This window comes from Ruegeria sp. CDSC068 (assembly GCF_059610545.1).
Genome location: NZ_JBXWNV010000012.1, coordinates 38,663 through 62,352, shown reverse-complemented (window position 1 = coordinate 62,352; position 23,690 = coordinate 38,663). Strand labels below are relative to the sequence as shown.

Sequence of the window (23,690 nt, the reverse complement as noted above, 5' to 3'; positions counted from 1 at the left end):
AATGCCTTGGAGACCAATTGTAAACCCTTTGATCGTCCGGATGATCTACGAGCATCAAACCGTGAAAGTACCATTCAGACGTCGATTTGTATCCGGTTTTTGTTGTGTAGAATGAGAATCCACGTAGCCCGTGCAGGGTTTCGATCGGAGAATTCTTTGAATGCTCGGCGATGCAATAGGGCGAACCGTCCGCGATCAACCGTGCCTGAAACAAGAGCATCGGAATCGTCAGCAGGGACCAGAGCGCGATCAGAGTCGAGTTCGATACCGATTTTCGCAGTCCGTGATGGATTTGGCTTCCCATCACGACCCGACCAAATGAGAAAGCTCGATGCAATCGCGATCGTTAAGCTGATCCCATGCAACAGCTGAGTGTCCGAAAATAAGGCGAGCACGCCGGATGCCAGTGTCAGCAGTAGTCCAATCACAACTGACGAGATCGCCAGAAATACTGCTAGAAGACGCGAGATTGGACACATCCCCAGCAAGGCAAGCCCACCAATGCACATGGGTGCGGCTGGGATGATCCAAACGAGCAGAAACAAGCCTTGAATGAACAATAAGAGGGCTTTTCTGTCCGTGTTTGGTTCGAACAATTGCGGATCTAACGGCTGCATGTAGGCAATAAAGATCAGCACAGCATAGGCGAAGAACAGGACTTTGTATCTCAATCTTGGTGGAATAGCAGAATCTCTCTGGTCAAAAAATGACTGACCACCCGCCTTTCGATGGGTGGTCAGTTAAGAAAACAAGTCGCCCGTGTCACACCAAGAGACCAGCGCGCACGCCTAAGAGTTTACCGCCGGCGGTCGCGACGCGAGCTCATTGGCTGGAAGGCTACGCCAACATGCGCTTCGCAATAAGGTTTACCCGCTTCAACCGGCAGGCCGCAGAACCAGAAATCCTCGGTCGCGGGGTCGCCAACGGGCCATTTGCAGGTCTTCTCGGTCAGTTCCATCAGCGTCAGCTTCTTGGCCTTCTTCTCGATCTCGTTGACCTTGGCCAGCGCCTCCGGGCTGATTTCGTTGGCCGAAGGCTGCGGCGGCAGTGGCTGACCCGCCGGTATGATCTGGCGGCGCGCTGGAACGGCCGGTTTTGTCTCGGCTGCAGGTGCCGGCGTTGGGCGCGCCGGTTCGGTCTTAGGCGCGGGCCTTGGCTTGGCCTCGGCCTTGGGCGCGGGTGCCGGTTTGTCTTTAGGTTCGGATTTGGCCGGAGAGGCACCGGTTGCGCGGTTCGACAGGCCCAGACGGTGCACCTTGCCGATCACCGCATTGCGGGTTACGCCGCCCAGTTCCTTGGCGATCTGGCTGGCCGACTGGCCCTCGCCCCACATTTTTTTCAGCAGTTCTACACGCTCGTCAGTCCAGGACATCATTTGCCTTTCAAAAGCGGAAAGCGGCCCCGGATTCGGGCCGCCTTGGGAATTCGTCTCAGCCCCCTATTTTAATCACTGCGAGCCGAGTTACAAGCGGTTCTCGAATCAGGATGAGGGCAGGTGATGCAGATTTCCGCAGATCAGAGCGAACGGCGTTTCGGAACAGTTAACTGGATGGGGCTCTGCACGCTGGCCCAGCGTGAAACACTGCGGTTTCTGGCGGTCTGGACCCAAACCCTGTTGGCGCCGCTTGTGACGGCCGGGCTGTTCCTGCTGATCTTCAATATCGCCATCGGTCCGGGGCGTCCGGATGTGATGGGGGTGCCGTTCCTGACCTTTCTGGCGCCCGGCATTATGATGATGACCGTGATCCAGAATGCGTTCGCCAACACTTCTTCGTCGATGGTGATCGCCAAAGTGCAGGGAAACATCGTTGATACGTTGATGCCGCCTTTGTCCCCGCTTGAGATCCTGCTGGGCTATCTGGCCGGTGGCGTTGCACGCGGCGTTCTGATCGCTTGTGTGGTTGCGATCGCACTTGCGCTGGTTTTGGGTATATACCCGCAAAACCCGTTGTTTGCCCTGATTTTCGTAGTTCTGGGTGGTGCATTCATGGGGGCCTTAGGCCTGTTCGCCGGTATTTTTGCCAACAAGTTTGATCAGATGGCGGCCATCACGAACTTCATCGTGACACCATTGGCTTTCCTGTCGGGTACGTTTTACTCGGTCCAGGCGCTGCCGCCTATCCTGAACCGGGTGAGTCATGTGAACCCGGTTTTCTATCTGATAGACGGCCTGCGCTATGGGATGATCGGCGTGTCCGACAGCTCACCCTGGTTGGGTATTGCGGTATGCACCGGTGCCACGCTGCTGGTCGGTGCGCTGACCTGGCAGATGCTGCGAACGGGGTATCGCCTTAAGGCTTAACCCGTCTCGGCCAGTGAACCGGGTTGAAAAGTCATTTTGGGCTTTCCCAATCGTGGGTGCAGATTTGCGGCCACGGCCCAGGCCCCGAACAAGGCCAAGCCTCCGACCGCGAACACCCCGGCGACCGGTGAGATCAGAAGGACCAGTGATGCAACTCCGGGTGTCAGAATGCCGGAAACGTCGCGGTAGCTGGAGTAGATCGCTGACATTTCAGTGCGTTCGGACGGTTTCACGGCCATGAGGAATGGCAGCCCTGCGCAAATGTCCAGAACGATCAGCCAGATGGACCCAAGAACCAACGCCGCAACTGCCGCGATCGGCCAACCTGCGATTGCCCCAGCGGTGACAAAGCAGGTTCCGCAGGCAGCAAAACCCACGCGGACTGCTGTGCGAATCGAACGCCCCTGCACCCAGCGCAGAATAAGCGGGGCCGCGAACAGCATCGCGTTGGTGGTGGACAGAAGGATGCCGCCCAGTTGCTCACCCAGCCCGTTTTGAATGGCGAAAATGGGTAGGTACACTACGTAGATCCACCAGCCACAGGATCGGATCATGGCGAAAAGGTACCCGGCCACCAACCGCGGCTGGGCGAAGAAGCGCGGCAGAAAGGCCAGCGGGTTTTTTGCGGTGCCCCGCGCCTTGGTGATCAACTTGCCATTGCCCAACCGCATGCGCCAGAACTGGATCAGCATGACCGCACCTGCCACCGCGCTGATGACAAAGGGGGCAGGGGCCCAGACCTCCAGCAGTAAGACGCCGGCCATCGGTCCGCCTGCCCAGCCCAGCGCGCTATAAAACATGCGGCTGGTCTCGCATTTGCCCAGCTCGATTTTGCTGATGTAATCCAGGACATAAGCATTGAAGCAAATGAATGTGACCACTGTCGCTACCGTGTTCAGGGCAAGCGCACCTACCACTGCCGCCGGGCTGCCCTCAATCGCCAGAAGGGCACCGCCGATGAACATGAGGCAACCAACGGTGTACGCCCATCTGCGCGGTATAAAGCGGATCAGGAATGGCACCATCAGCCCCGCAATCAACGAGATAACGCCGACCAGAAAATACAGGAATGATACCGAAGACGCATCACCCAATGCTCGGTACATGGCCAGTGGAAAGACCGATATCAGAATGCCGCGGACAATCGCCTCGAACCCGGCAAGGATACCGAAGTCGCGGACTGAAGGTGCTGGGGCATGGCGCACCCATTCGGGGATACGGCGTTCGTGCATGGGTAAACTCTCAAATCAACTGAGGTTACATTGCGCCGGACCAATCCGCGTTCTTCCGGGTTTGCGACATACAGGTCGCCCCCGGCCCATGTCAGGAAAACTTTTTAGAGTTTTAGGCTTGCCGCGCCCGCGCTTCACGCCAGACGAGAATAAGCCCGCCGGTCAGAATTATGGCTGAGCCGATCATGCTGATTCCGTCCGGAATCACGCCAAATATCACGAAATCGTAGAAAGCGGCGAAAATCAGCGTCGCATAGCTGATTGGGGCAACAAATGAGGCGTCTGCCCGGGCCATGCCGTTCACAAAACACGCCTGCGCGCAGGCCATCAGCGCGCCGATACCCGCCAGCGCTGCCCATTGTTCTAAGGTAGGCATCTGGAATACAAAGCTCACCGCGACAGAGGCAATCGTCAGGCCCATTGCGTTGTTGATCAGCAAGATCTGGATCGGGATTTCTCGACCCGAGAGTTTCTTGATGAATATCAGCTCCATCCCGATGACTGCGGCTGCGGTCAGTGCCAACAGGGCAGCTGGCTGAAAGCTATCGGGTGTCGGGCGCAACAGTATCAGCGCCCCAGCCAGCGCCACCGCTGCCGCCAGCCAGCGCCAAGGGCCGACACCTTCTTTCAGCAGTGGGATTGCCAGCACCATTGCAAAGACCGGGTTCAGAAAGGAAATCGCCGTCGCATCCGCGATCGGGATGAATGCGACCGAGGCGAACATCAGCGTAATGCCGACCCAGCCGAAACTTGTACGCCCAATATGCAGGCCCCAATGCGGACGCTGCAAGCGCGGCCGCATCACGCCTACGGCGGTGACGATCACGATAAAGGCAAACAGAAACCGCCCATGGCTGATCTGCATTGGATGTAGCGCGGGACCCAATGTGTCCGTCCCCAAGGCTTTGGCCAGCAGGGTGGTCCCGGCCAGCAATGCACTGGCGGCGGTGATCAGCACGGCCGCAAGAGGCGGATTGTGGGCTTTGGCGACAAACATATGTCAGCGGTGCGTCAGCACATGTCAAATGGCAAGCAGCAAATGCGTCGCGCCAAGTATTTTCGCTGGTTGCCAATTTCAGGGTTTTCAGATGCTTCGGGCAGCGTTATACGGCGGCTTATGATCAAAAACGCACATATCCTGCGACTCCGACGCCGACGCTTCGCCGCGTAACCGGCCCCTTTGATCTATTTGCGCTGTTCAAATCGGCGCAATTTCCACCAAATCAGTTGACGAACACAGGCCGAGTGTATCACTCACAAGGCTCAAACTACCTGAAAAGGATGATCCCATGATCCCGTCCGTTCTGCCGACCTATAACCGCGCGCCCCTGACTTTCGTGAAGGGTGAAGGCGCCTGGCTGACCGAGGCGGATGGCCGACGTTTTCTGGACCTGGGCGCCGGGATCGCCGTGAATGCCCTGGGCCATGCCCATCCCGCGCTGGTTAATGCCCTGACCGAGCAGGCGCACGCGCTGTGGCATGTTTCAAACCTTTACCACATCCCACAGCAGCAGGCGCTGGCCGACAAACTGGTCGAGCACACCTTTGCCGATACCGTGTTCTTCACAAACTCGGGCACCGAGTCTTGCGAACTGGCCGTGAAAATGGCCCGCAAGTACTTCTACGACAAGGATCAGCCTGAACGGGTCGAGATAATCACTTTTGACGGCTCGTTCCACGGCCGGTCGTCGGCTGGTATTGCCGCTGCCGGGTCTGAGAAAATGACCAAGGGTTTCGGCCCACTGCTGCCGGGCTTTGTTCATGTCACGTTTGGCGACCTCGATGGCGTCACCAATGCGATCACCGATAAAACCGCCGCGATCATGATCGAACCCGTGCAGGGCGAGGGCGGCATCCGTCCCGTCCCTGACGCGGAGCTCAAAGCCTTGCGCCAGATTTGCGATGACAACGGCCTGCTTTTGATCCTCGATGAGGTGCAATGTGGAGTAGGTCGTACCGGCAAGCTGTTCGCCCATGAATGGGCTGGAATTACCCCGGACATCATGATGGTCGCCAAAGGCATCGGCGGCGGCTTCCCTCTGGGTGCTGTTCTGGCCACGGAAGACGCCGCCAGCGGTATGACGGCAGGCACGCATGGCTCTACCTATGGCGGCAACCCGCTGGGCTGTTCCGTGGGTTGCGCCGTCATTGATCAGGTGGCAACGCCTGCATTCCTAGAGGGCGTCAATCGCAAGGCCGGGATGCTGCGCCAGAAGCTCGAAGGGCTAATCGCCGAGCACCCGGAGGTCTTCGAAGAAGTGCGCGGAACAGGACTGATGCTGGGCCTGAAGTGCAAAGCGCCCAATATCGACATGGTCAACGCCGGCTATGATAATGAGGTCATTACCGTCCCAGCCGCCGATAACGTGATCCGCCTGCTTCCGCCGCTGACATTGACCGAGGATGACATCGCCCAAGCCGTGATCCGCCTCGACAAAGCCGCTGCGCAGGTCGAAGAGTCAATGGCCTCGGCCTAAGACACACCCGAATGAAAAGTGAACTGAAATGAACCATTTCCTCGATATCCATAAAACCGGCGCGGGCGATCTGCGGACCATGATTGATCAGGCGGGCGCTATGAAACAGGCGCGCCTGGGCCGCCCAAAGGCAGCACTTGATGACGAACAGCCTCTTAAAGACCGTATGGTCGCGCTGATCTTCGAAAAACCGTCTACCAGAACGCGCGTGTCATTTGACGTAGGCGTGCGTCAGATGGGGGGGCAGACCATGGTGCTGTCGGGCAAAGACATGCAGTTGGGCCACGGTGAAACCATCGCTGACACCGCCCGCGTCCTGTCGCGCTATGTCGACATGATCATGATCCGGACCTTCGATGAGACCATTCTGACCGAGATGTCTGAATACTCGGACGTGCCAGTCATTAACGGCCTGACTGACCGCACCCATCCCTGCCAGATCATGGCGGATGTGCTGACGTTTGAGGAACACCGCGGTCCGATTGCGGGCAAGAAAGTAGTCTGGACCGGCGACGGCAACAATGTTTGCGCCTCGTTCCTACATGCTGCGGGTCAGTTCGGGTTTGATTTCACTTTCACCGGCCCGGCCCAGCTTGATCCGGAAGAAGAGTTTATGGGGCTTGCCCGTCAAAAGGGCTCGAAAATCGTGGTCGAACGAGACCCGTATAAAGCGGTTGAGGGTGCCGATCTGGTGGTCGCCGATACCTGGGTTTCAATGCACGATTCCCAGTCCGCCAAGGAACGTCGCCACAACATGCTGCGCCCCTATCAGGTCAACGCCGAGCTGATGTCACATGCAAAACCGGACGCGCTGTTCATGCACTGCTTGCCTGCCCACCGCGAAGAAGAAGCGACATCCGAAGTGATGGACGGCCCCAACTCGGTCATCTTCGACGAGGCCGAAAACCGTCTGCATGCGCAAAAGGCCGTGATGCGCTGGTGTCTGGGCGTCTGAACGGAGTCCACCATGCCTCATGTCACACTGGAGTTTTCGAAAGGCATAGAGCAGGTCCATGATATTCAGACAATTTGCGATCAGCTTTTTGTCGTTCTGGCCGAACATCCTGAATTCGACGCAGAAACGATAAAAATTCGCGCGACACCGGTAGAATACTACCGATTAGGCACTGATCCCCAGAGCTTTGTCCACGCCACGCTTCTGCTGATGCAGGGTCGTGACGAGGCGACGCGCTCTGAGCTTACCGTGGCCATATTAGAGGTTCTGTCGGCGGCCTTGCCCGAGGTTGGCAGTATCACAGTGCAAGACGTTCAGATGAACCGCGCTTCCTACGCGAAACGGGTGGCCGGGCCATAGCCAGTGTCCGGTTGCCACAGATCCTGTGTTGTTCAGCTGGGTCGCCTGATATCCCAAATCCGCAATTTGGCGAGCGTCGCGACGCTCGCCAACACGACCAGACCGCATAGCGCCCATTTGGTCGTGACCTCCATGGTACCTTCAATCATCAGGGCATGTACGACGCTGCCAGTAATGGTGATGATCGCAAGGCTCGCATGACCCAACCTCCAGACGCGAAACCTTAAGCCAAGGCGCTTGCGAAAAAGACCCAGAATCGCGGCTCCGAACGCGGCCCACATCGCAATCACACCCCAAGCCGAAAACGGTGTCGGTGAAACAAATAACAGAGCGTCAATAACGTCGGGCGGACTGGTGATCCACAAACCACCGACATGGATTAGAATGGCTGCGACTAATGCCAGCCCACACGACCTATGCCAATGGCGGCTGGTAACCGGGTTCAGCCCCGGCAACAAACGGCCCGCAAGTAGCGGCTGCATCAACAGCAGACACATTGAAATAACACCGGCAAACCCGGCGGTGATGTAGATCGGTTCACGCCATGCCAGCTGAGGGCTCGCCGCAGCCGCGATAATCGGTACGGCCATGGCAAGGATCACAAAGGTCCAGATTACTAGGCTTCGACGCACTGTGGTTAGGCAGGCTGCAGAACGAAATGCGCGGCCAAGGTTTTGTCCTTGGAGCTGCCCATAATTGGGCGCAGGAAAACCGTTTCGAATTCACCACTGTCATAAGCTAGATGGCCGTGTGGCTGGCCAAAGGCGGGTACGATTTGCGGCATCTCCAGTCGGAACTCTCCATTGGCATCGGTCAGAGTTGCGCCGTGGCTCTGCGAATCGCGTTCGTGGCCTTCTGTCGTATGCGCCCAGATCTGGATGCGCTGACCGGGCAGGGGGGCACCGTCCCCGGCGCGTCGCACTGTTCCGGTCATCCAGAACCCGCCGCTGCCAATCTGGTCAACGATGGGCGCGCCGGGACGGTAATTGTTGGACCCTCCGCGCATGGATGCGGTGGGGGCCACGCCACTTGCGCGCGCTGGCACCAAAAAGCCTGTCGCACCCGTTGCCAGAACAGCCCCAGACGCCAAAACCAAAGAACGACGAGAGAACGTAAGACCAGGCATGCAAACCTCTCTTTTCAAGTGTTTCACCACGCCTCGACAATGCCGGGCATCCTTTCAGCCGAAAGATAGCACGATTGTTTCAGTTTCCGAGGGGTCGCGCGGCGGGGGTGACAAATTGTGAATTCCTTTGACCGTGCCCCCGCGCAGGTGCCATCCTGAAATCCGTCAGTTCGGGGGGTCCTGCACTATGATTGTCGAAGACGTTGTCTCAGACGAAGAAATCAAGGCGTTCAAGCGCGACGGTGCGGTTGTGCTGCGCTCCAGGTTCTCAGAGGATTGGCTGGCACTTTTGCGAGACGGTATCGACGCGGATTTGGCCCGCCCAACCGATAATTTCACCCGCCATACCAAGGACCCTCGCGCACCTGCCTATTTCGAGGACTACTGGGCTTGGAATAAAATCCCGCAATTCACGCAATTCGTTCACAACTCACCTTGTGCTCCGCTTGCCGCACAGTTGCTGGGTGCACCATCGATCAATCTTGTCATGGACAACTGGTTCCTGCGCGAGGCTGGATCAACTTCGCGTCCACCGTTTCATCAGGACCTGTCCTATTTCGACTTCGAAGGCACGATGTGCGTCCTGTGGTTGCCGCTTGAGCCGGTTACCAAAGAAAACGGTATCGCCTTCGTCAAAGGCTCGCATCTGTGGGACAAGCTGTTCATGCGGGTCAGGTTCGCCGACGGGCATCCCAGCTACGAACCCACCGAAGTTGCAGGGTTGACCTATCACCCGCCGCCTGACGTCAATGCCGATCCGGGTGCATTCGATCTTTTACAATGGGATATGAATCTGGGCGACTGCATCTTCTTCGACATGCGCACCTTGCACGGTGGGCTGTCATCAGTCACCCCAACGGAAACGGTACGCCGGTTTACGCTGCGGATGACCGCTCCGGATGGCAGGATCCGGTATCGGGGGGATTGGGCCAAGGATGAACGGGCGCAGTTCGAAGCCGAAGGATATCGCGAAGGTGATCGAATTGATGGGGCGTTTTTCCCGCAGCTTTGGCCGCGCCGTGCCTGATGTATGGTCCGGGTCCGCACCCGTTCTGTGCGTTTCTGCAAATTGAAAGGCGAGTATGTCAGGCCTAACCTACATCAGTGAACCGAATGAACTGATCGCGGGAGAGCAGGCATGAGTTGGAATCCTACCCAAAACCCCAAGAATTCGCCTCTGGAGACACTGATCATCCCTCGTGCCCGTGATCTGGGCGGTTTCGAAGTGCGGCGCGCGTTGCCCTCGCTCAAACGGCAATTAGTCGGCCCGTTCATCTTTTTCGATCAGGTGGGCCCCGCCGAGTTCATCACCGACGGTGGCATCGACGTGCGGCCGCACCCTCATATCGGCTTGGGTACAGTGACCTACCTGTATCAGGGCGAGTTTGAGCATCGCGACAGCCTTGGCACCCATCAGATGATCTATCCAGGTGAAGTGAACTGGATGGTGGCTGGCCGCGGCGTGACCCATTCGGAACGTACCAGTGAAGAAACGCGGGCTAAGCGGCACAGCCTGTTCGGTGTTCAGACCTGGATTGCACTGCCTGAGGTGTACGAGGACATGGCCCCGGATTTTGAGCACCACAAGCAGGGCGCGCTGCCGCATATCAAGGACAATGGCGTCAGTGCCCGGCTAATCCTTGGTTCGGCTTATGGCGAAACCAGCCCGGTGACGATGCTGTCGGAAACCTTCTATCTGGATGTGCAGCTTGAACCCGGCGCCGCCTTTCCATTGCCCGACGACCACGAAGATCGCGGGGTTTATGTCATTCAGGGATCGGTTGAGATTGCGGGCGACACGTTCGAGGAAGGTCGCATGATGGTGTTCCGCCCGGGCGATCGCCTTTCGGTCAAGGCGGGTCCGTTTGGCGCGCGGTTGATGCTGCTGGGCGGAGCCACATTGAATGAGGATCGCTATATCTGGTGGAATTTCGTGTCCTCTTCGAAGGAAAAAATCGAAAACGCCACTCGCGAATGGAAAGCCGCGGATTGGGCCAACGGTGCATTCCACCTGCCCCCCGGCGATGATCAGGAGTTCATTCCGATTTCCGACGAGTTGGAGCGCACAAGCCCAAGACGGGCACGTTAACCAGACGTCAGGGGGCCTTGTCCGAACTTGCTATACCGGCAATCCTGGCCTCAACGGGAGGGTTGCCATGAAGATCATAATCGCAGGCGCGGGCAGCATTGGATGTTATTGCGGAGCCTTTTTGGCTGATGCCGGTCACTCGGTCACGCTGTTGGGTCGCCCACGCATTCTGGACCCAATCCGTGAGGAGGGCCTGACCGTCACTGATTTTTCCGGCCTGCACCTTCATGTGGCGGCCGAGACGCTGACGATGTCCGAAACCCCCGATTGCCTGAAAGACGCAGAGTTGGTGATCGTAGCCGTCAAGGCCGCGGCCACGGCGGATATGGCAGAACAGATCGCGCGGTTCGCCCCGGTCTCTGCGCCGGTGTTGTCCTGGCAGAACGGGATGGAAAACGCCCGGGTGCTGCGGGCGGCGCTTCCCGATCATGACGTTCGCGCGGGAATGGTGCCCTTCAACGTCGTGCCGCCCCAGCCCGCCAGCTTTCACCGCGCCACTTCCGGCGATATCGTGATCCAGTCCGGCCCGGGCCGTTTGGGGCAAGCACTTAGCTCACCTGACCTGCTGGTGATCGAAAGCGATGAGATTGAAGCTGTGCAATGGGGCAAACTGGTCATCAATTTGAACAACGCATTGAACGCGTTGTCGGGGCTGACGTTGAAAAATCAATTGCTGGATCGCAAGTGGCGTCGTCTGATGGCCGACCAGATGGCCGAGGCTTTGCGGGTACTTCAGGTCGCACGCCACCCTGTTGCTTCAACCACACCTTTGCCTGCCTGGATGACGCCGCATATCCTGCGTTTGCCAACGCCATTGTTCACCCGGATTGCCGCGCGCATGCTGACCATCGACCCAAGCGCGCGCACGTCGATGGCCTATGACCTCGCGGCGGGGCGCGTGACGGAAATCGACAGTCTGCAAGGTGAGATTGTCCGACTGGGCAAGCAATATGGGCGGCCTGCACCGATTTGCGCAAGGGTACAGGCTCTGATCGAACAGAAGCCGGATGTAAGTCTGTCACCGGATCAGATCATCCCGTGATCTGACCACATTCAGGTGAATGCGGTCAGTATCCAGAAGATAACGGCTGACATTGCAGCTGCGGCCGGGACGGTAATCACCCAAGCGGCAATAATGGTCATGAAATGCGACCGCCGCACCAACTTGCGCCGCCGCTGCTCTTCACGGGCCAGCCGCAACTCGGGCGGACGGCGATCATTACTTTGCTTGCGTCGGCGATCCTGATTCCATTCACGGTAAAACCCGACGCCGAACACCGCACCCACCGCGATGTGGGTCGAGCTGACCGGCAGCCCAAGCCAGCTTGCAACAATCACTGTAATCGCCGCCGACAAAGCGACGCAGAATGCGCGCATCGGGTTCAGTTTGGTGATCTGGCTACCCACCATCCGGATCAGCTTGGGGCCAAACAGGAACAGGCCGAACGAAATCCCAAAGGCCCCGATCACCATTACCCATGTCGGGATCGTGACTTTCGAGGCAAAATCGCCAAATTCAGCGGCGTGCACAATCGCGGCCAGCGGGCCGACAGCATTGGCGACGTCGTTGGCACCATGTGCAAAGCTCAGAAAACCGGCCGAGATGACCAGAGGCAACCCAAACAAAACTTTCAGAGATTTGGTGCGGTTTTCCAGCCCTTCGGATTTGCGGCGAACCCAAGGCACGGTCACGGCCCAAGCCAGAATGCCCGAGGTCAGACCGATCACTAGCGCGATTTCCAGATCGATTTTCACGATCCGCTTCAGGCCTTTGACAGAGAGATAGGTGGCAAAGGCACCGGCCATAACAGCCACCAGAATAGGCACCCAGCGACGGGCCGCGGCAATTTTGTCGTCTTGATACTGAATTTTCGCCTTGATCAGCGCCAGAAATCCGGCAGCAATCGCGCCGCCCAGAACCGGAGAGATCACCCAGCTGGCTGCAATCGCGCTCATCGTGCCCCAGCTAACCGCGCTGAGACCTGCTGCTGCGACGCCAGCCCCCATCACGCCGCCAACGACCGAATGCGTTGTGGAAACAGGCGCGCCGACCCATGTGGCTAAGTTGACCCACAGCGCCGACGAAATCAGTGCTGCCATCATCGCCCAGATAAAGACCGAGCTATTCTGGACTGAGGCAGGGTCGATGATGCCCTTGGAGATGGTCGAGACCACGTCTCCGCCCGCCAGCAGAGCCCCCGCGCTTTCCGCGACTGCGGCGATGGCAATTGCCCCACCCATGGTCAGGGCGTTGGCACCGACCGCAGGGCCCATGTTGTTGGCAACGTCGTTGGCGCCGATGTTGATTGCCATGTAGGCACCAAAACCAGCAGCCGCGATGACGATCAGCCCACCGTCTGCCCGACCGAATAGTATCGCAGCAATCAATCCGGCAATAACTATGAAGGCCAGCGCGATGCCCGGCGCAAGCAGCGGCCGCGCCACGTGCACGTTCGCATGCTCAAGGCGGGAAATTCGGTGCAGATCGCTGTCCAGGGCTTGCCAGCGGTTTTTATTGTTCGTGTTCGACATCGGTTTTCTGTGGGTGATACGGTTTAACCGGCGCGGTTAACGGTTGCCCGGTCTTGTGGCAACCGGCCTCACAGAAGTTTGTTGCGAAAGCGTTACATTTGCCGCAGCATTTCGCGCAGCTCCGGCTCTTGCACCAGCTCTGCGGCCTCTTTCGGCGAGAACCAGCGCCGTTCACGCTCGCTGACCTCGGGGAACTCCTCGGCCAGATCTTTGACATCTATGCGATACACATTGGTGCGCACGGGTTGGGCCGTTCCGTCATCCAGGATCTTGTCATAGGTGAAATGGCCCACCGCCTTGCGGCCCAGGTGTTTCACTTTTACGCCGGCTTCTTCCCATGCTTCTTCTTTGGCAGTCTCGGCCCCGTCCATGCCGTCAATCGGCCATCCCTTTGGGATGACCCAGCGACCTGTGCCACGGCTGGTGATCAATAGAACTTTTTTGTCGTCGCCAGTTCCGCGCACGCACAAGGCTGCAAACTGTACCCTGTGTGGGCGTTGAAAGAAGGGTTTGCCAACTTCTTCCCAGATATTGTTCAGCCAAGATGCCATCGATTAAGTGCCAGTACTTTTCTTAGGTTCAAGGAAAAGTGACATAACAACTATAAACCGGGGCTTCAATGCATCTATTGAACGAACGCATTTACTGAAGCAAACGAACGTCAGGTCCGCCGCTTGGCCCGCAAGGTTGGATCGGCCTGCGTCGGATCCTCGGGCCAGGGGTGTTTGGGATATTGCGCGCGCATGTCCTTGCGCACATCGGCGTAAGATCCAGCCCAAAATCCCGGCAGATCGCGCGTGATCTGGATTGGTCGCCGCGCAGGGGACAGCAGAGTGATCTTGAGCGCCTCGCCCCCGATAAGCGGATGCCGGGTGACACCGAACAGTTCCTGCAAGCGGACCGAAATCTCGGGCACCGCCCCGCCGTAATCAATCGGCACCTTTCGACCCAGTGGTGTTTCAAACGATCCCGGCGCGCGACGGTCCAGCTCCTGCGTCTGGGACCAGTCCAGCCGGGCACGCAGGGCGGGCAGCAGGTCGAACTTTTTCCAGTCGTCTGCACTGCGCTGACCTGACAGCATGGGTAGCAGCCAGTCGTCCAGAGCGGCCATCAGCCCGCCCAATGAAAAGTCCGGCAGGTCGATCCCTTCGGCGCGTACTAGTTCCACCCGTGCCGCCAATCGTGCCGCGGCCCCGTCCAGCCGCAATCCCAGATCACGCACTCCGTCCAGCATGGCGCGGGCGATGGCCTCGTCCGGCGCGTCCTTCCAGATACGGTCATCCAGAGTGATCGCGCCAAGGCGTTCCTGCGTGCGCGCAATGACCCGGCGTTCACGTTTCGACCACGCGCAGCTGTCGACCCATTCGATCTGATCCGCGAACAGGTCCCGGATTTCACGCTCTGAGATTTGTGCGGCCATGCGCACCTTGGCCTCGCGCGGGTTTCCGTCCGTATCTGTCACAACAAGATACGGCGCGGCCGCCAATGTGTCACCGCTGTCCAGCACGACGCCCTTGCCGCCGGACAGAACGTAACGCGGCACATCGCCTTTACGGCGTTGCCCAATTCGATCGGGATAAGCCAAGGCGGCCATCGCGGCTGGGCTTAGGTCTGTCTTGCTGCTTCGTGTTTTTAGCCGCTTGCTCTCGGCTTTGATCCGTTCCAAAGCGCCCATGTTGATCTGCCACACCCGGTTGCGTTGAAAGGCGCGGGTATCGCGCAATGCCTCGAGTCGCAGCAGCAGATCTACCGGGGCACCTTTCAGTGGATCGCGTTCTGCCATCAGTGCAGCCAACGAAGCGGCACTCGCCCCGGCAGTCACCAGCATATGCCCCAGCCGAGGATGCAGGGGCAGCGCAGCCAAGGCCCGTCCGTGGTCGGTGATCCGCCCTTTTGCATCCAACGCACCCAGCATGTTCAGTAATGTGCGGGCCTCGGCCATCGTTCCTTCGGGTGGTGGTGTCAAAAAGGCCAGGTCATCCGGTTCGGCCCCCCAAAGCGCCAGTTCCAGCGCAAGGCTCGTAAGGTCGGCGGCTTCGATTTCGGCAGGGGGGTAGGCAGCCAGCGCACCTTCTTCCCCTTTGGACCACAGCCGGTAACACACGCCCTCGGCCACGCGCCCTGCACGACCTGCGCGTTGGGTTGCTTCGGCCCGCGTCACCCGTTCCGTGACCAGCCGCGACATGCCAGAGCCCGGATCGAACCGCGCGCGGCGCGCCTGACCCATATCCACAACCACGCGGATGTCGGAAATGGTCAGCGAGGTCTCGGCGATTGAGGTCGCAAGAACCACCTTTCGCCCAGTTTCTGCCGGGGCAATCGCCGCACGTTGGGCGGCAAAGGGCATTGCGCCGAACAGAGGTTTAATTGCGCAATCGCCGGGCAATCGTTTGGATAATGCGGCTTCGGCTCTGCGGATTTCGCCCTCGCCGGGCAGAAACACGAGCATGCCGCCCTCGGTTTCACGCTCGGCCTGGACGACCAGATCAACCAGAGCATCCAACCGTCTTGCCTGCGCACCCAATGGCCGGTCCAGCCAACGGGTTTCAACCGGGTAACTGCGCCCTTCGGACGTCACCACCGGCGCGTTCATCAGTTGGCCGACGGGTTCGGCGTCGAGTGTGGCGGACATCGCCAGCAGGATCAGGTCGTCGCGTAGTGCGCCCGTAACCTCAAGGCACAGGGCAAGCCCGAGATCAGCGTTCAAAGATCGTTCGTGAAACTCGTCAAAAATCACCGCGCCGACGCCGGGCAGATCCGGTTCAGATTGCAGCATTCGGGTCAGAATACCTTCGGTCACCACTTCGATTTGGGTTGTTTTTGAGGTTTTCGCATCGCCCCGCACGCGGTAACCGACGGTTTCGCCTGCACGTTGCCCCAGTGTTTCAGCCATCCGCTCTGCCGCGGCACGCGCGGCAAGCCTTCGGGGTTCGAGCATTATGATCTTGCCGTCGCACAACCCGGCCTCGAGCATCGCAAGAGGCACCCGCGTTGTCTTGCCTGCGCCCGGAGGGGCTTGCAAAACGGCCCGGCCATTGGCCTTCAGGGCGTCAAGCAATTCGGGGATGGCGTCATCGATGGGCAGGCGTGTTGTCATTGGCGCTTTATCCGCCAACCAAGGCGCAACGTCCAGTTCCGCTGTTTCCCAATGACGATGATCGCGTCGCTGCAGCATAGAACCAGCGGCGGTCCGGCCAAAGAGGATCAACAGCAACACATAGATGCGAAATGCAGGTATCGGGCAGGTTTCCTTCGCGGTCCGGTCTGGACAAATCACCCGTCGGGGCGGCAAGTAGTCGTGCCGCAAAAGATCGGGGTCGGAATGGATATGGACAGCCTAGGTGATAAGATTTTGAACGGAGACCGGCGTGCGCTGGCCCGGGCAATCACTCTGGTCGAAAGTGGCCGCGCCGATCATCGGGCGCAGGCGTCTGAGTTGCTGGCGCATTTGGCCAAAGCCGGGCGGCAATCCCTGCGCGTTGGGTTGTCCGGTACTCCAGGGGTGGGCAAATCCACCTTTATCGAGAGCTTTGGCATGATGCTGATCGAGCAGGGCTTGCGCGTTGCGGTCCTGGCCGTCGACCCCAGCTCGACCCGTTCAGGTGGATCTATTCTGGGCGACAAAACCCGGATGGAGCGGTTGAGTCGCGAGAAGAACGCCTTTATCCGCCCATCCCCCAGCCAATCCCATTTGGGCGGCGTGGCTCGCCGTACACGTGAGGCGATTGCCCTGTGCGAGGCGGCGGGATTCGACGTGGTGCTGATTGAAACTGTAGGGGTCGGGCAGTCCGAGACCGTCGTTTCTGAAATGTCCGATCTGTTTCTGCTGCTGCTCGCTCCTGCGGGCGGGGATGAGTTGCAGGGGGTCAAACGCGGCATCATGGAAATGGCCGACATGATCCTCGTGAACAAGGCGGATGGAGATCTGAAAGCCACGGCCACCCGCACCTGTGCCGATTACGCGGGGGCTTTGCACCTGCTGCGAAAACGCCCGCAGGACCCAGAAGGTTTTCCCAAAGCGATGACCGTTTCCGCGGTCGAGGAACATGGACTTGACCAAGCCTGGGACGAAATGACCATCCTGTCAGGCTGGCGGCGTGAAAACGGCCATTGGGATGGCAACCGCGCGGCGCAAGCGCGGTTCTGGTTCGATCAGGAGGTGCGTTACGCGCTGCTATCGCGGTTGGATACGCCGACCGCCCGCGCAGAAATGGATCGCCTTGGGGCCGCCGTTGGCGCAGGCAATCTCAGCCCGACGGCGGCTGCGGATCGAATGCTTAGTATCCTGGCAACACACTAGACGCCTGTTGGTGTCAGTGGTGGAGGGTACGCCAAAATCATGTATTATGGGCAAGGATGCAATTTCTGATTGTGCAATTTCGAGAGCAAGGCGGTAGTCTCGATGGTGCGCAAATCAAAAATGAACGCGTCGGAGAAAGCCGTACATGCCCAATATCCGTGGGACAAATGGTGACGACGATATCGAAGTCACCGGCGACGAAGGTACGCTGAACGGTACGCCCCAAGGCACGCCCATTGATGATATTCGCGCCCGCGGCGGCGCCGATGAGATCACGATTGTAAGCAGTACTATTTCCGGAAGCGTACGCGGCAACGCCGGAAACGATGAAATCACCGTGTCCAAAGCCCAGATCGATGGGCAGATCAATGCGGGCCGCGATGCGGATACCGTCTCGGTTTTCGACGTTGGCGTCGGCAATATCCGTTTGGGGCAGGGTAATGATACCCTGAACTTTATCCGAACCCAAGTCGCTGGGGATGTACGGGGCGGCGGCGGGCAGGACGCGCTGAACCTTCCGGTTGGCACCTCTGTAACAGACGACAATTTCGGTACGTTCACCGTTGTTGTCGGACAATCCTATTCGCTGTCCAACGGCAGCTTCGAATTGCCCTCGGGGATCGTGGTCAACTATAGCGGGTTTGAGTCCGGCACAGGCTTTTTGTGCTTTACCCGCGATACAGTAATTCAAGCACAACGTGGTCCGGTCCTTATTCAGGATCTTCGGCAGGGGGATATGATCCCAACGCAGGGCAACGGGATGCAGCCGGTCCGCTGGATCGGGCGTCGTAAATTTGGCTCTGTGGCATTGGCGCGCGATCCGAAACGTCGCCCCGTCCGCATATTGGCAGGCGCGCTGGGCAATGGGTTGCCCAAACGAGACCTGCTGGTGTCACGGCAGCACAGAATGCTGGTGCAGTCGAAAATCGCTGAACGGATGTTTGGAGAACCCGAAGTTCTGATTCCAGCGATAAAACTGACCACCCTGCCAGGCATATTCGTCGATGATACGGTGGACAGTGTCGAATATTACCACCTGCTTTTTGACCGGCACGAGGTTATCTTTGCCGAAAATGCCCCAAGCGAAAGCCTGTTTACCGGGCCTGAGGCCCTCAAGGCCCTTAGCCTTGAAGCTCGGCGTGAGATATTCGATATCTTTCCGGAATTGGCGGATATGAACCACAATCCCAACCCGGCCCGGTATATCCCCAAAGGTCCCCAACAGGCGCGCCTCGTGGCGCGGCATCTGAAGAATGAAAAACCACTGCTTTAGGATACGACGCCTAGGGGACGCCCCTCGGATGTTTAAATTCCAAAAAAGCAGCCATGTTGAACCCGCCCTGAACACGTGACTGAATGAGATTACCCGATCAGGCAGGCGACTCCGGTCTAAAAAAGGCAGTTGAATAATGCAGCAATGTCGGATTTTTGATGGAAATCGACTGCGTGCCACGCTTTTCAATCCAGGTCAGCCTCGCTTGTATGTCACCTTTCGCCACCGGGTTTCTGAACCGGGACAGTCTTCGGAACCCCGGTCAGCGGCAACTTTCATACAGGCGGGGTATGCGCATTTGCATCGTGCAGCACGACTGAAAAGCCCCCGCTGCTGGGCGCGTCTGGCGGCTGCAGCGGCAAAAACAGGTCGTCCTGAATTGGAAAATCACGCCCTGAAACGGCTGGGAGAATTAAATGAAAACTTGGTGCTGTGAATCCTTGGCATATGGCTTGACCCCGTCTGTGATTCCCACTACATGCATCCAACCAGTTTTCGGGCGCGACTTCGGGTTGTGCCCCTTGTGATTTGGCCGAGGGTGTAATGCCTGGCCTCCAGAAACAAAGGAAGAAACCATGTCGCGCCGTTGCGAACTGACCGGAAAAGGCCCGATGACTGGCAACAATGTCAGTCATGCCAAAAACAGAACTCGTCGTCGTTTTCTGCCAAACCTGAACGATGTTACGTTGCAGTCGGAAACGCTGGGACGTGGCGTCAAGCTGCGCATCTCGGCGGCTGCCCTGCGTTCGGTGGACCACCGCGGTGGTCTGGACGCGTTCCTGGCGAAAGCCAAGGACGATGAGCTGTCCAACAACGCATTGAAAGTGAAAAAGGAAATCGCCAAGGCGCAAGCTTCGGCCTAAGACCTTTTTCCTACAAGAATTCTGGCCCTGTACCTTTTGGTGCAGGGCTTTTTTGTTTTGCGCAGAGCGCTGTTCTCAAAATGGAGATAAATTTCCGCATTGGGTGAAATTGTTCACATACCGTTTGCTCTACCTGTATTATGTTTAGGCATATTCATCTGGCGGAGTTTAACCTCATGTCGTTTAAATCATTACCTTCTTTCTCCCTCCTGGCCGGATTTTTCGGCAAAACGTTTGGGGCATGTCTGCGGATGCAGCGTCGGGTGAATCGGCTGCATACAAGCCTGACAAAAGGGTCCGTCAAGCGTCCGGAACTGGACCGCTGACATTGTCCTCCCGGCCCTGGGCTTCAGGCGTGTCTGATTGCGCTTGAAGCCCGTTTTGTCTCTGGCCTATATCGGGGACAGGATGAAACCCGTTCTGAACAAAATTCTGCCGTTTGTGCTGTCGCTGCTGGTCGTTTTGACTGGGCAGGGCGTTGCTGCATCGCGCGGTGTGGACCGGGCGGTCGGACATATGGTGTTGTGCACCGGCTCGGGACCGGTTGTGGTCTATATGGATGCCGAAGGGCAGCCGACAAAGGCCCCGCATTTCTGTCCGGATTATGCGTTGAACCTGTTGGGCGCGGTGAGCATTGCGGAACCGTCCCTGCCAGTGGCCCCGGACATCGATCAACCCATGCCATCGCGTATCGCGGAGAATCTGATCGCTCTGCCTATACCGTCTCAGCCAGCCCGGGCACCTCCTGCAAGTGTTTGATTCATTATCAATTCTTATCAAACACCAAACTACAGGAGAGGCGCTATGTCACTCACATCCAGACTGCTGACCACCCTTGCCGCCGCAACTATTGCTACCGCTGCTTTTGCGCAGGACACGATCACCGTCGATGACGCTTATGCTCGGTCGTCGGGTAAAACGGCCAAAGCTGGCGCGGCCTTCATGATGATCCAGAACACTGGCGCGACCGATGACCGTTTGATCGGCGTGGAATCGGACGCCGCGGCTCGGGTCGAGCTGCATACGCATATTGTCGACGAAAATGGCGTCGCCAAAATGACCCATGTCGAAGAAGGCATTGCCATCCCGGCGGGTGAAACGCACATGCTGAAGCGCGGCGGCGACCACGTGATGTTCATGGGCCTGACAGCCCCGTTTGAACAGGATGCAATGGTTCCCGTTACGCTGATCTTCGAGACAGCAGGCGAGGTCGAGATCGAGATTCCGGTGGATTTGGTGCGTAAGGACACCGACGGTCACGGTTCGCATTCGAACTAAGGTTACGCTTAAATTCGGACTGCGTTGCGGCCGTCATCCACGAGTCAGGCCGGGAAATTCCCGGCCTGTTGGCGTTGTGGAAAAAGTTCAGCGGTTGACCACCCGCATCGCCACGCGGTCATGGGCGCGTTTGAAGCGCATGGCCAGCCAGAGCATCACTGCAGCAACAGCCAGCGCCGAGAAGGCAATCGCCCAGCCAAGCGCCACCATGCCGCTGCCGGGCCAGAACAACAGAACGAGGCCGATCAACAGCGCGACAATGCCGGAGTTGCGCATGGTGGATGCGTCCGGATGTGCATCGGGCAATTGCCGCCACGCCATCAGCGAGCCTATCCCGACAATCAAAGCCCAGGCACCCAACAGGAAGAACGCGAGGCGCGCGACGCCTTCCGGCCAGATCAGCAGGATCAGTCCGATCAGAAGCGCCCCGATGCCGAAACCGCCAATCAGGCCACGCCGGCCAAACCCCAGCAGCGTCAGGCCGCCATCGAGGACCAACAGCAAGCCAACCAGACGGATCAGCAACGAGATACTGCCAGTCGGCCAGAATAGCGCTGCGATCCCGAGCGCACCGGCCAGGATTCCGCGCAGCAAGAATGTCCACCACAGGTCTGTTAGCTGATCACCAAGGGCGCCACGCGTATCGAGCCTGTCATCGTCAAGGATTTCACCTTGTTGGTTTTTTGGGTCTGTCATGGGGACCTCTCGGGTTGTTAGGGCACTAGTATAGCAAGGAAATTCGCCGCTTGTCTGCGGGTTTCGCCCTATTGCGCGTTCAGGATCTGATCGACCCAGCGCGGAATGGTTTCTGTTGCGGGGCCCAGTATGACATCGTCGAAACTGGATGCGCCGGTCGACGGCTCGAGGTTCAGTTCGACAGTTCTTGCCCCGGACATCATGGCCTCGTGCACGAAAGCCGCGGCGGGATAGACCTGACCCGAAGTGCCAATGGCGGCGAAGATACTTGCGCCTGCCAGATGATCATAGATGGCGTCCATGTGATAAGGCATCTCACCAAACCACACCACATCCGGGCGTGCGGTGGGGGCTGCGCAGACAGGGCAGGGCTCGCCCACGGCCATCGCGGGCGGTGCCGTCCAGCGGTGGCCACAGGCCGCGCAAAGCGCCCCGGCCAGCGTTCCGTGCATGTGGATCACGCCTTGCGCGCCACCGGCCTCGTGCAGGCTGTCGACGTTTTGTGTGATGATCACAACCTCGCCGGGCCAGTCCCGCTGTAGTCGGGCAAGTGCATCGTGTGCCGCGTTAGGTTGCGCTTCGGCGGCCTGTACGCGGCGGGCATTGTAAAACCCGTGCACCAGCGCGGGATCGCGCGCGAACCCTTCGGGCGTGGCAACGTCTTCGATCCGGTGTTGGGCCCACAAACCGCCCTCGTCGCGGAACGTGCCCAACCCGCTTTCGGCGGAAATCCCGGCCCCAGTCAGAATGACAATCTTTTCCATCTTGGCCCTTCGCGTTACACCGTGGTTCATGACCCACCGTATCTTGTTCGTCTGTCTGGGCAATATCTGCCGTTCTCCCGCCGCCGAGGGCGCCTTTCGCGCCCGTGCGCCGCATCACGCTACCGATAGTGCCGGGACCTCTGGCTGGCACATTGGCGACCCACCTTATGGGCCGATGCAATTGGCAGCTCTGTCGCGTGGCATAAAACTGGATGATTTGCGGGCGCGCCAATTTGTGCCCGCGGATTTCGACAGGTTCGATCTGATTATCGGGATGGATGCCGACAACCTCGCGGATATTGAGGCATTGAGGCCAGCTGGGAACGAAACCCCAGTGCGTCTGCTGACGGATTTTGCGCCACATATCGGCACAGACCACGTCCCGGACCCATTCTATACCCGTGACTTCGATGGAGCATTGGATCTAATCGAGGCAGCGGTTGAAGGTCTCGACACGCATCTGCGCAGCTAGTTCATCAGCTTTAGGCGGTTGTTCAGCCATGGCAATTGCGCAAGGGCCGGGTCAACAATCTGGCTGCCCATTAGGCGGCGCATCATGCCTGCTACCTCTTGCGGAACCTGACCTGACCAGTCGGTGCGGGTGAACAAGGAAATCGTCCGCGACACATCTCCGATCGGGGCAGGGTGTGCCTCAAGCCCGTCATGGAACCGCGCCGCCCGCATATAGCCCAGCGGCGTCGTGATCGCCCAGCCGAGGCCGCGCGCGACCATTGCCATCAGCGCCAAATGCGAACCGATTTCGAACCGTTCTTCAAATTCCAGCTGCTGGCGCGCCAGATGGGCCTCAATCTGGCGGCTGATCAATTGCTCACGTGCATAGCGTAGGAAGGGCAGATCCTGCATGGCGTTTTCGGCCCCTTTGGGCGTCACCAGAATGAAGGGATCACGAACCAGGGGGTATTCGACCACGCCTTCCAGCACCTCGCCGCTATGGGCTGACACCACAAGCTGAAGGCGCTGCGCCTCAAGTTCTTCGAACAGGTCAAGACTGGGCAGTGTGATCAACTTGAACTTTGACCGCGTCAAACTTTCAGCCAACAAAGTGGCTAGCCGCGGGGTCAGGTCATTGTCGAAATCGTCAATCAGGCCGACAGACAGGGTTGCAAGGTGACCCAGGTCCATCACAGTCAGCTCGCTTTGGGCCATCTGCAGTTCGGCCAGAACCGCCTGCGCGCGGGCCAGAAAGCTGCGCCCAGCCTGGGTCAGGCGCATCGGACGTCGTGCGTGATCCACCAAATCGGTGCCCACAGCCTTTTCCAGATTGCGCAACTGTTGTGACACTGACGGCTGGCTGAGCCCCGTGATCTCGGCGGCCTGCGCCACCGATCCGGTCCGCGCCAATGCCTCGAACACTTCGAGGCCGCGCAGCGTCAGCCCTTTCATAACCATCAGATATCCCTTTCGCTGCGCCTTTCTGGGGCG

General features: G+C 58.6%; 25 protein-coding genes. 13 read left to right on the top strand and 12 right to left on the bottom strand.

Annotation, left to right across the window (positions count from 1 at the left end; genetic code table 11):
- Window positions 1-74: 74 nt before the first annotated feature.
- Both AC2FID_RS20105 and AC2FID_RS20100 read right to left on the bottom strand, forming a co-directional pair.
- The gene (locus AC2FID_RS20105) at window positions 75-671 is read right to left on the bottom strand and encodes a hypothetical protein (RefSeq protein WP_496699791.1); all 597 of its coding nucleotides are present in this window, start codon (window positions 669-671) and stop codon (window positions 75-77) included.
- Between the two features lie 125 nt (window positions 672-796).
- Complete coding sequence (locus AC2FID_RS20100; protein WP_058272305.1) at window positions 797-1,372, bottom strand: GcrA family cell cycle regulator; 576 nt, start codon at window positions 1,370-1,372, stop codon at window positions 797-799.
- Between the two features lie 126 nt (window positions 1,373-1,498).
- Between AC2FID_RS20100 and AC2FID_RS20095 the strand changes: the two genes are divergently transcribed.
- Window positions 1,499-2,302 carry an ABC transporter permease gene (locus AC2FID_RS20095; protein ID WP_496761358.1) on the top strand — a complete coding sequence of 268 codons (804 nt, stop codon included), beginning with the start codon at window positions 1,499-1,501 and terminating at the stop codon, window positions 2,300-2,302.
- On the opposite strand, the gene AC2FID_RS20090 is transcribed toward AC2FID_RS20095, so the two are convergent.
- Together AC2FID_RS20090 and AC2FID_RS20085 are read right to left on the bottom strand one after the other, a co-directional pair.
- Window positions 2,299-3,534, bottom strand: coding sequence for an MFS transporter (locus tag AC2FID_RS20090; RefSeq protein WP_496838395.1), 1,236 nt, complete (start codon window positions 3,532-3,534; stop codon window positions 2,299-2,301). The genes AC2FID_RS20095 and AC2FID_RS20090 overlap by 4 nt on opposite strands.
- 112 nt (window positions 3,535-3,646) lie before the next feature.
- Entirely contained in the window at window positions 3,647-4,531 is an 885-nt protein-coding gene (locus AC2FID_RS20085; RefSeq protein WP_496838394.1) for a DMT family transporter, read from the bottom strand.
- 292 nt (window positions 4,532-4,823) lie between these two features.
- Here AC2FID_RS20085 and AC2FID_RS20080 point away from each other — a divergent pair, with 292 nt between their 5' ends.
- From AC2FID_RS20080 to AC2FID_RS20070, 3 genes are read left to right on the top strand one after another with little or no spacing between them, the layout of a single operon-like run.
- Window positions 4,824-6,011, top strand: coding sequence for an aspartate aminotransferase family protein (locus tag AC2FID_RS20080; RefSeq protein ID WP_496838392.1), 1,188 nt, complete (start codon window positions 4,824-4,826; stop codon window positions 6,009-6,011).
- A 28-nt stretch (window positions 6,012-6,039) separates the two neighbouring features.
- Window positions 6,040-6,966 (top strand): ornithine carbamoyltransferase, encoded by a 927-nt coding sequence (argF, locus tag AC2FID_RS20075; RefSeq protein WP_496838390.1) that lies wholly within the window; start codon window positions 6,040-6,042, stop codon window positions 6,964-6,966.
- 12 nt (window positions 6,967-6,978) lie between these two features.
- Entirely contained in the window at window positions 6,979-7,326 is a 348-nt protein-coding gene (locus AC2FID_RS20070) for a 5-carboxymethyl-2-hydroxymuconate Delta-isomerase (RefSeq protein ID WP_496838388.1), read from the top strand.
- Between the two features lie 32 nt (window positions 7,327-7,358).
- Here AC2FID_RS20070 and AC2FID_RS20065 read toward each other — a convergent pair whose 3' ends face one another.
- Together AC2FID_RS20065 and AC2FID_RS20060 are read right to left on the bottom strand one after the other, a co-directional pair.
- A complete protein-coding gene (locus tag AC2FID_RS20065) occupies window positions 7,359-7,916 on the bottom strand; it encodes a ferric reductase-like transmembrane domain-containing protein (protein WP_496838386.1) in 558 nt (185 codons plus the stop codon).
- Window positions 7,917-7,963: 47 nt separating this feature from the next.
- Window positions 7,964-8,452, bottom strand: a complete 489-nt coding sequence (locus AC2FID_RS20060; protein WP_496838385.1) for a twin-arginine translocation pathway signal — start codon at window positions 8,450-8,452, stop codon at window positions 7,964-7,966.
- Window positions 8,453-8,639: 187 nt separating this feature from the next.
- On the opposite strand from AC2FID_RS20060, the gene AC2FID_RS20055 reads away from it, so the two are divergent.
- The 3 genes from AC2FID_RS20055 (at window position 8,640) to AC2FID_RS20045 (ending at window position 11,583) form a co-directional block, all read left to right on the top strand.
- Window positions 8,640-9,479, top strand: a complete 840-nt coding sequence (locus AC2FID_RS20055; RefSeq protein ID WP_058272224.1) for a phytanoyl-CoA dioxygenase family protein — start codon at window positions 8,640-8,642, stop codon at window positions 9,477-9,479.
- Window positions 9,480-9,590: 111 nt separating this feature from the next.
- Entirely contained in the window at window positions 9,591-10,541 is a 951-nt protein-coding gene (locus AC2FID_RS20050; protein WP_282169148.1) for a pirin family protein, read from the top strand.
- A 67-nt stretch (window positions 10,542-10,608) separates the two neighbouring features.
- The gene (locus AC2FID_RS20045) at window positions 10,609-11,583 is read left to right on the top strand and encodes a 2-dehydropantoate 2-reductase (protein WP_496838383.1); all 975 of its coding nucleotides are present in this window, start codon (window positions 10,609-10,611) and stop codon (window positions 11,581-11,583) included.
- An 11-nt stretch (window positions 11,584-11,594) separates the two neighbouring features.
- On the opposite strand, the gene AC2FID_RS20040 is transcribed toward AC2FID_RS20045, so the two are convergent.
- From AC2FID_RS20040 to hrpB, 3 genes are all read right to left on the bottom strand, one after another.
- Window positions 11,595-13,073, bottom strand: coding sequence for an inorganic phosphate transporter (locus AC2FID_RS20040; RefSeq protein WP_282169150.1), 1,479 nt, complete (start codon window positions 13,071-13,073; stop codon window positions 11,595-11,597).
- 92 nt (window positions 13,074-13,165) lie between these two features.
- Window positions 13,166-13,624, bottom strand: a complete 459-nt coding sequence (locus AC2FID_RS20035; protein ID WP_108861772.1) for an NUDIX hydrolase — start codon at window positions 13,622-13,624, stop codon at window positions 13,166-13,168.
- Window positions 13,625-13,734: 110 nt separating this feature from the next.
- Entirely contained in the window at window positions 13,735-16,170 is a 2,436-nt protein-coding gene (hrpB, locus tag AC2FID_RS20030; RefSeq protein ID WP_496838380.1) for an ATP-dependent helicase HrpB, read from the bottom strand.
- A 225-nt stretch (window positions 16,171-16,395) separates the two neighbouring features.
- On the opposite strand from hrpB, the gene meaB reads away from it, so the two are divergent.
- From meaB to AC2FID_RS20005, 5 genes are all read left to right on the top strand, one after another.
- A complete protein-coding gene (gene meaB, locus AC2FID_RS20025) occupies window positions 16,396-17,373 on the top strand; it encodes a methylmalonyl Co-A mutase-associated GTPase MeaB (RefSeq protein ID WP_496838378.1) in 978 nt (325 codons plus the stop codon).
- Window positions 17,374-17,518: 145 nt separating this feature from the next.
- Complete coding sequence (locus AC2FID_RS20020; RefSeq protein WP_282169152.1) at window positions 17,519-18,646, top strand: Hint domain-containing protein; 1,128 nt, start codon at window positions 17,519-17,521, stop codon at window positions 18,644-18,646.
- A gap of 575 nt (window positions 18,647-19,221) precedes the next feature.
- A complete protein-coding gene (gene rpmB / locus AC2FID_RS20015; RefSeq protein WP_058272217.1) occupies window positions 19,222-19,509 on the top strand; it encodes a 50S ribosomal protein L28 in 288 nt (95 codons plus the stop codon).
- Between the two features lie 363 nt (window positions 19,510-19,872).
- Window positions 19,873-20,268 carry a hypothetical protein gene (locus AC2FID_RS20010; protein ID WP_496838376.1) on the top strand — a complete coding sequence of 132 codons (396 nt, stop codon included), beginning with the start codon at window positions 19,873-19,875 and terminating at the stop codon, window positions 20,266-20,268.
- A 45-nt stretch (window positions 20,269-20,313) separates the two neighbouring features.
- Complete coding sequence (locus AC2FID_RS20005) at window positions 20,314-20,787, top strand: copper chaperone PCu(A)C (RefSeq protein ID WP_496838374.1); 474 nt, start codon at window positions 20,314-20,316, stop codon at window positions 20,785-20,787.
- 87 nt (window positions 20,788-20,874) lie between these two features.
- Here the strand turns inward: AC2FID_RS20005 and AC2FID_RS20000 are convergent, their stop codons facing one another.
- Entirely contained in the window at window positions 20,875-21,483 is a 609-nt protein-coding gene (locus tag AC2FID_RS20000) for an HdeD family acid-resistance protein (protein ID WP_472724183.1), read from the bottom strand.
- A 68-nt stretch (window positions 21,484-21,551) separates the two neighbouring features.
- The gene (locus tag AC2FID_RS19995; RefSeq protein WP_496838372.1) at window positions 21,552-22,247 is read right to left on the bottom strand and encodes an NAD-dependent deacylase; all 696 of its coding nucleotides are present in this window, start codon (window positions 22,245-22,247) and stop codon (window positions 21,552-21,554) included.
- A 28-nt stretch (window positions 22,248-22,275) separates the two neighbouring features.
- Between AC2FID_RS19995 and AC2FID_RS19990 the strand changes: the two genes are divergently transcribed.
- The gene (locus AC2FID_RS19990; protein ID WP_496838462.1) at window positions 22,276-22,719 is read left to right on the top strand and encodes a low molecular weight protein-tyrosine-phosphatase; all 444 of its coding nucleotides are present in this window, start codon (window positions 22,276-22,278) and stop codon (window positions 22,717-22,719) included.
- Here the strand turns inward: AC2FID_RS19990 and AC2FID_RS19985 are convergent.
- On the bottom strand, window positions 22,716-23,657 hold the full coding sequence (locus tag AC2FID_RS19985) for a LysR family transcriptional regulator (RefSeq protein WP_282119981.1): 942 nt from the start codon (window positions 23,655-23,657) through the stop codon (window positions 22,716-22,718). The genes AC2FID_RS19990 and AC2FID_RS19985 overlap by 4 nt on opposite strands.
- Window positions 23,658-23,690 lie beyond the last annotated feature (33 nt).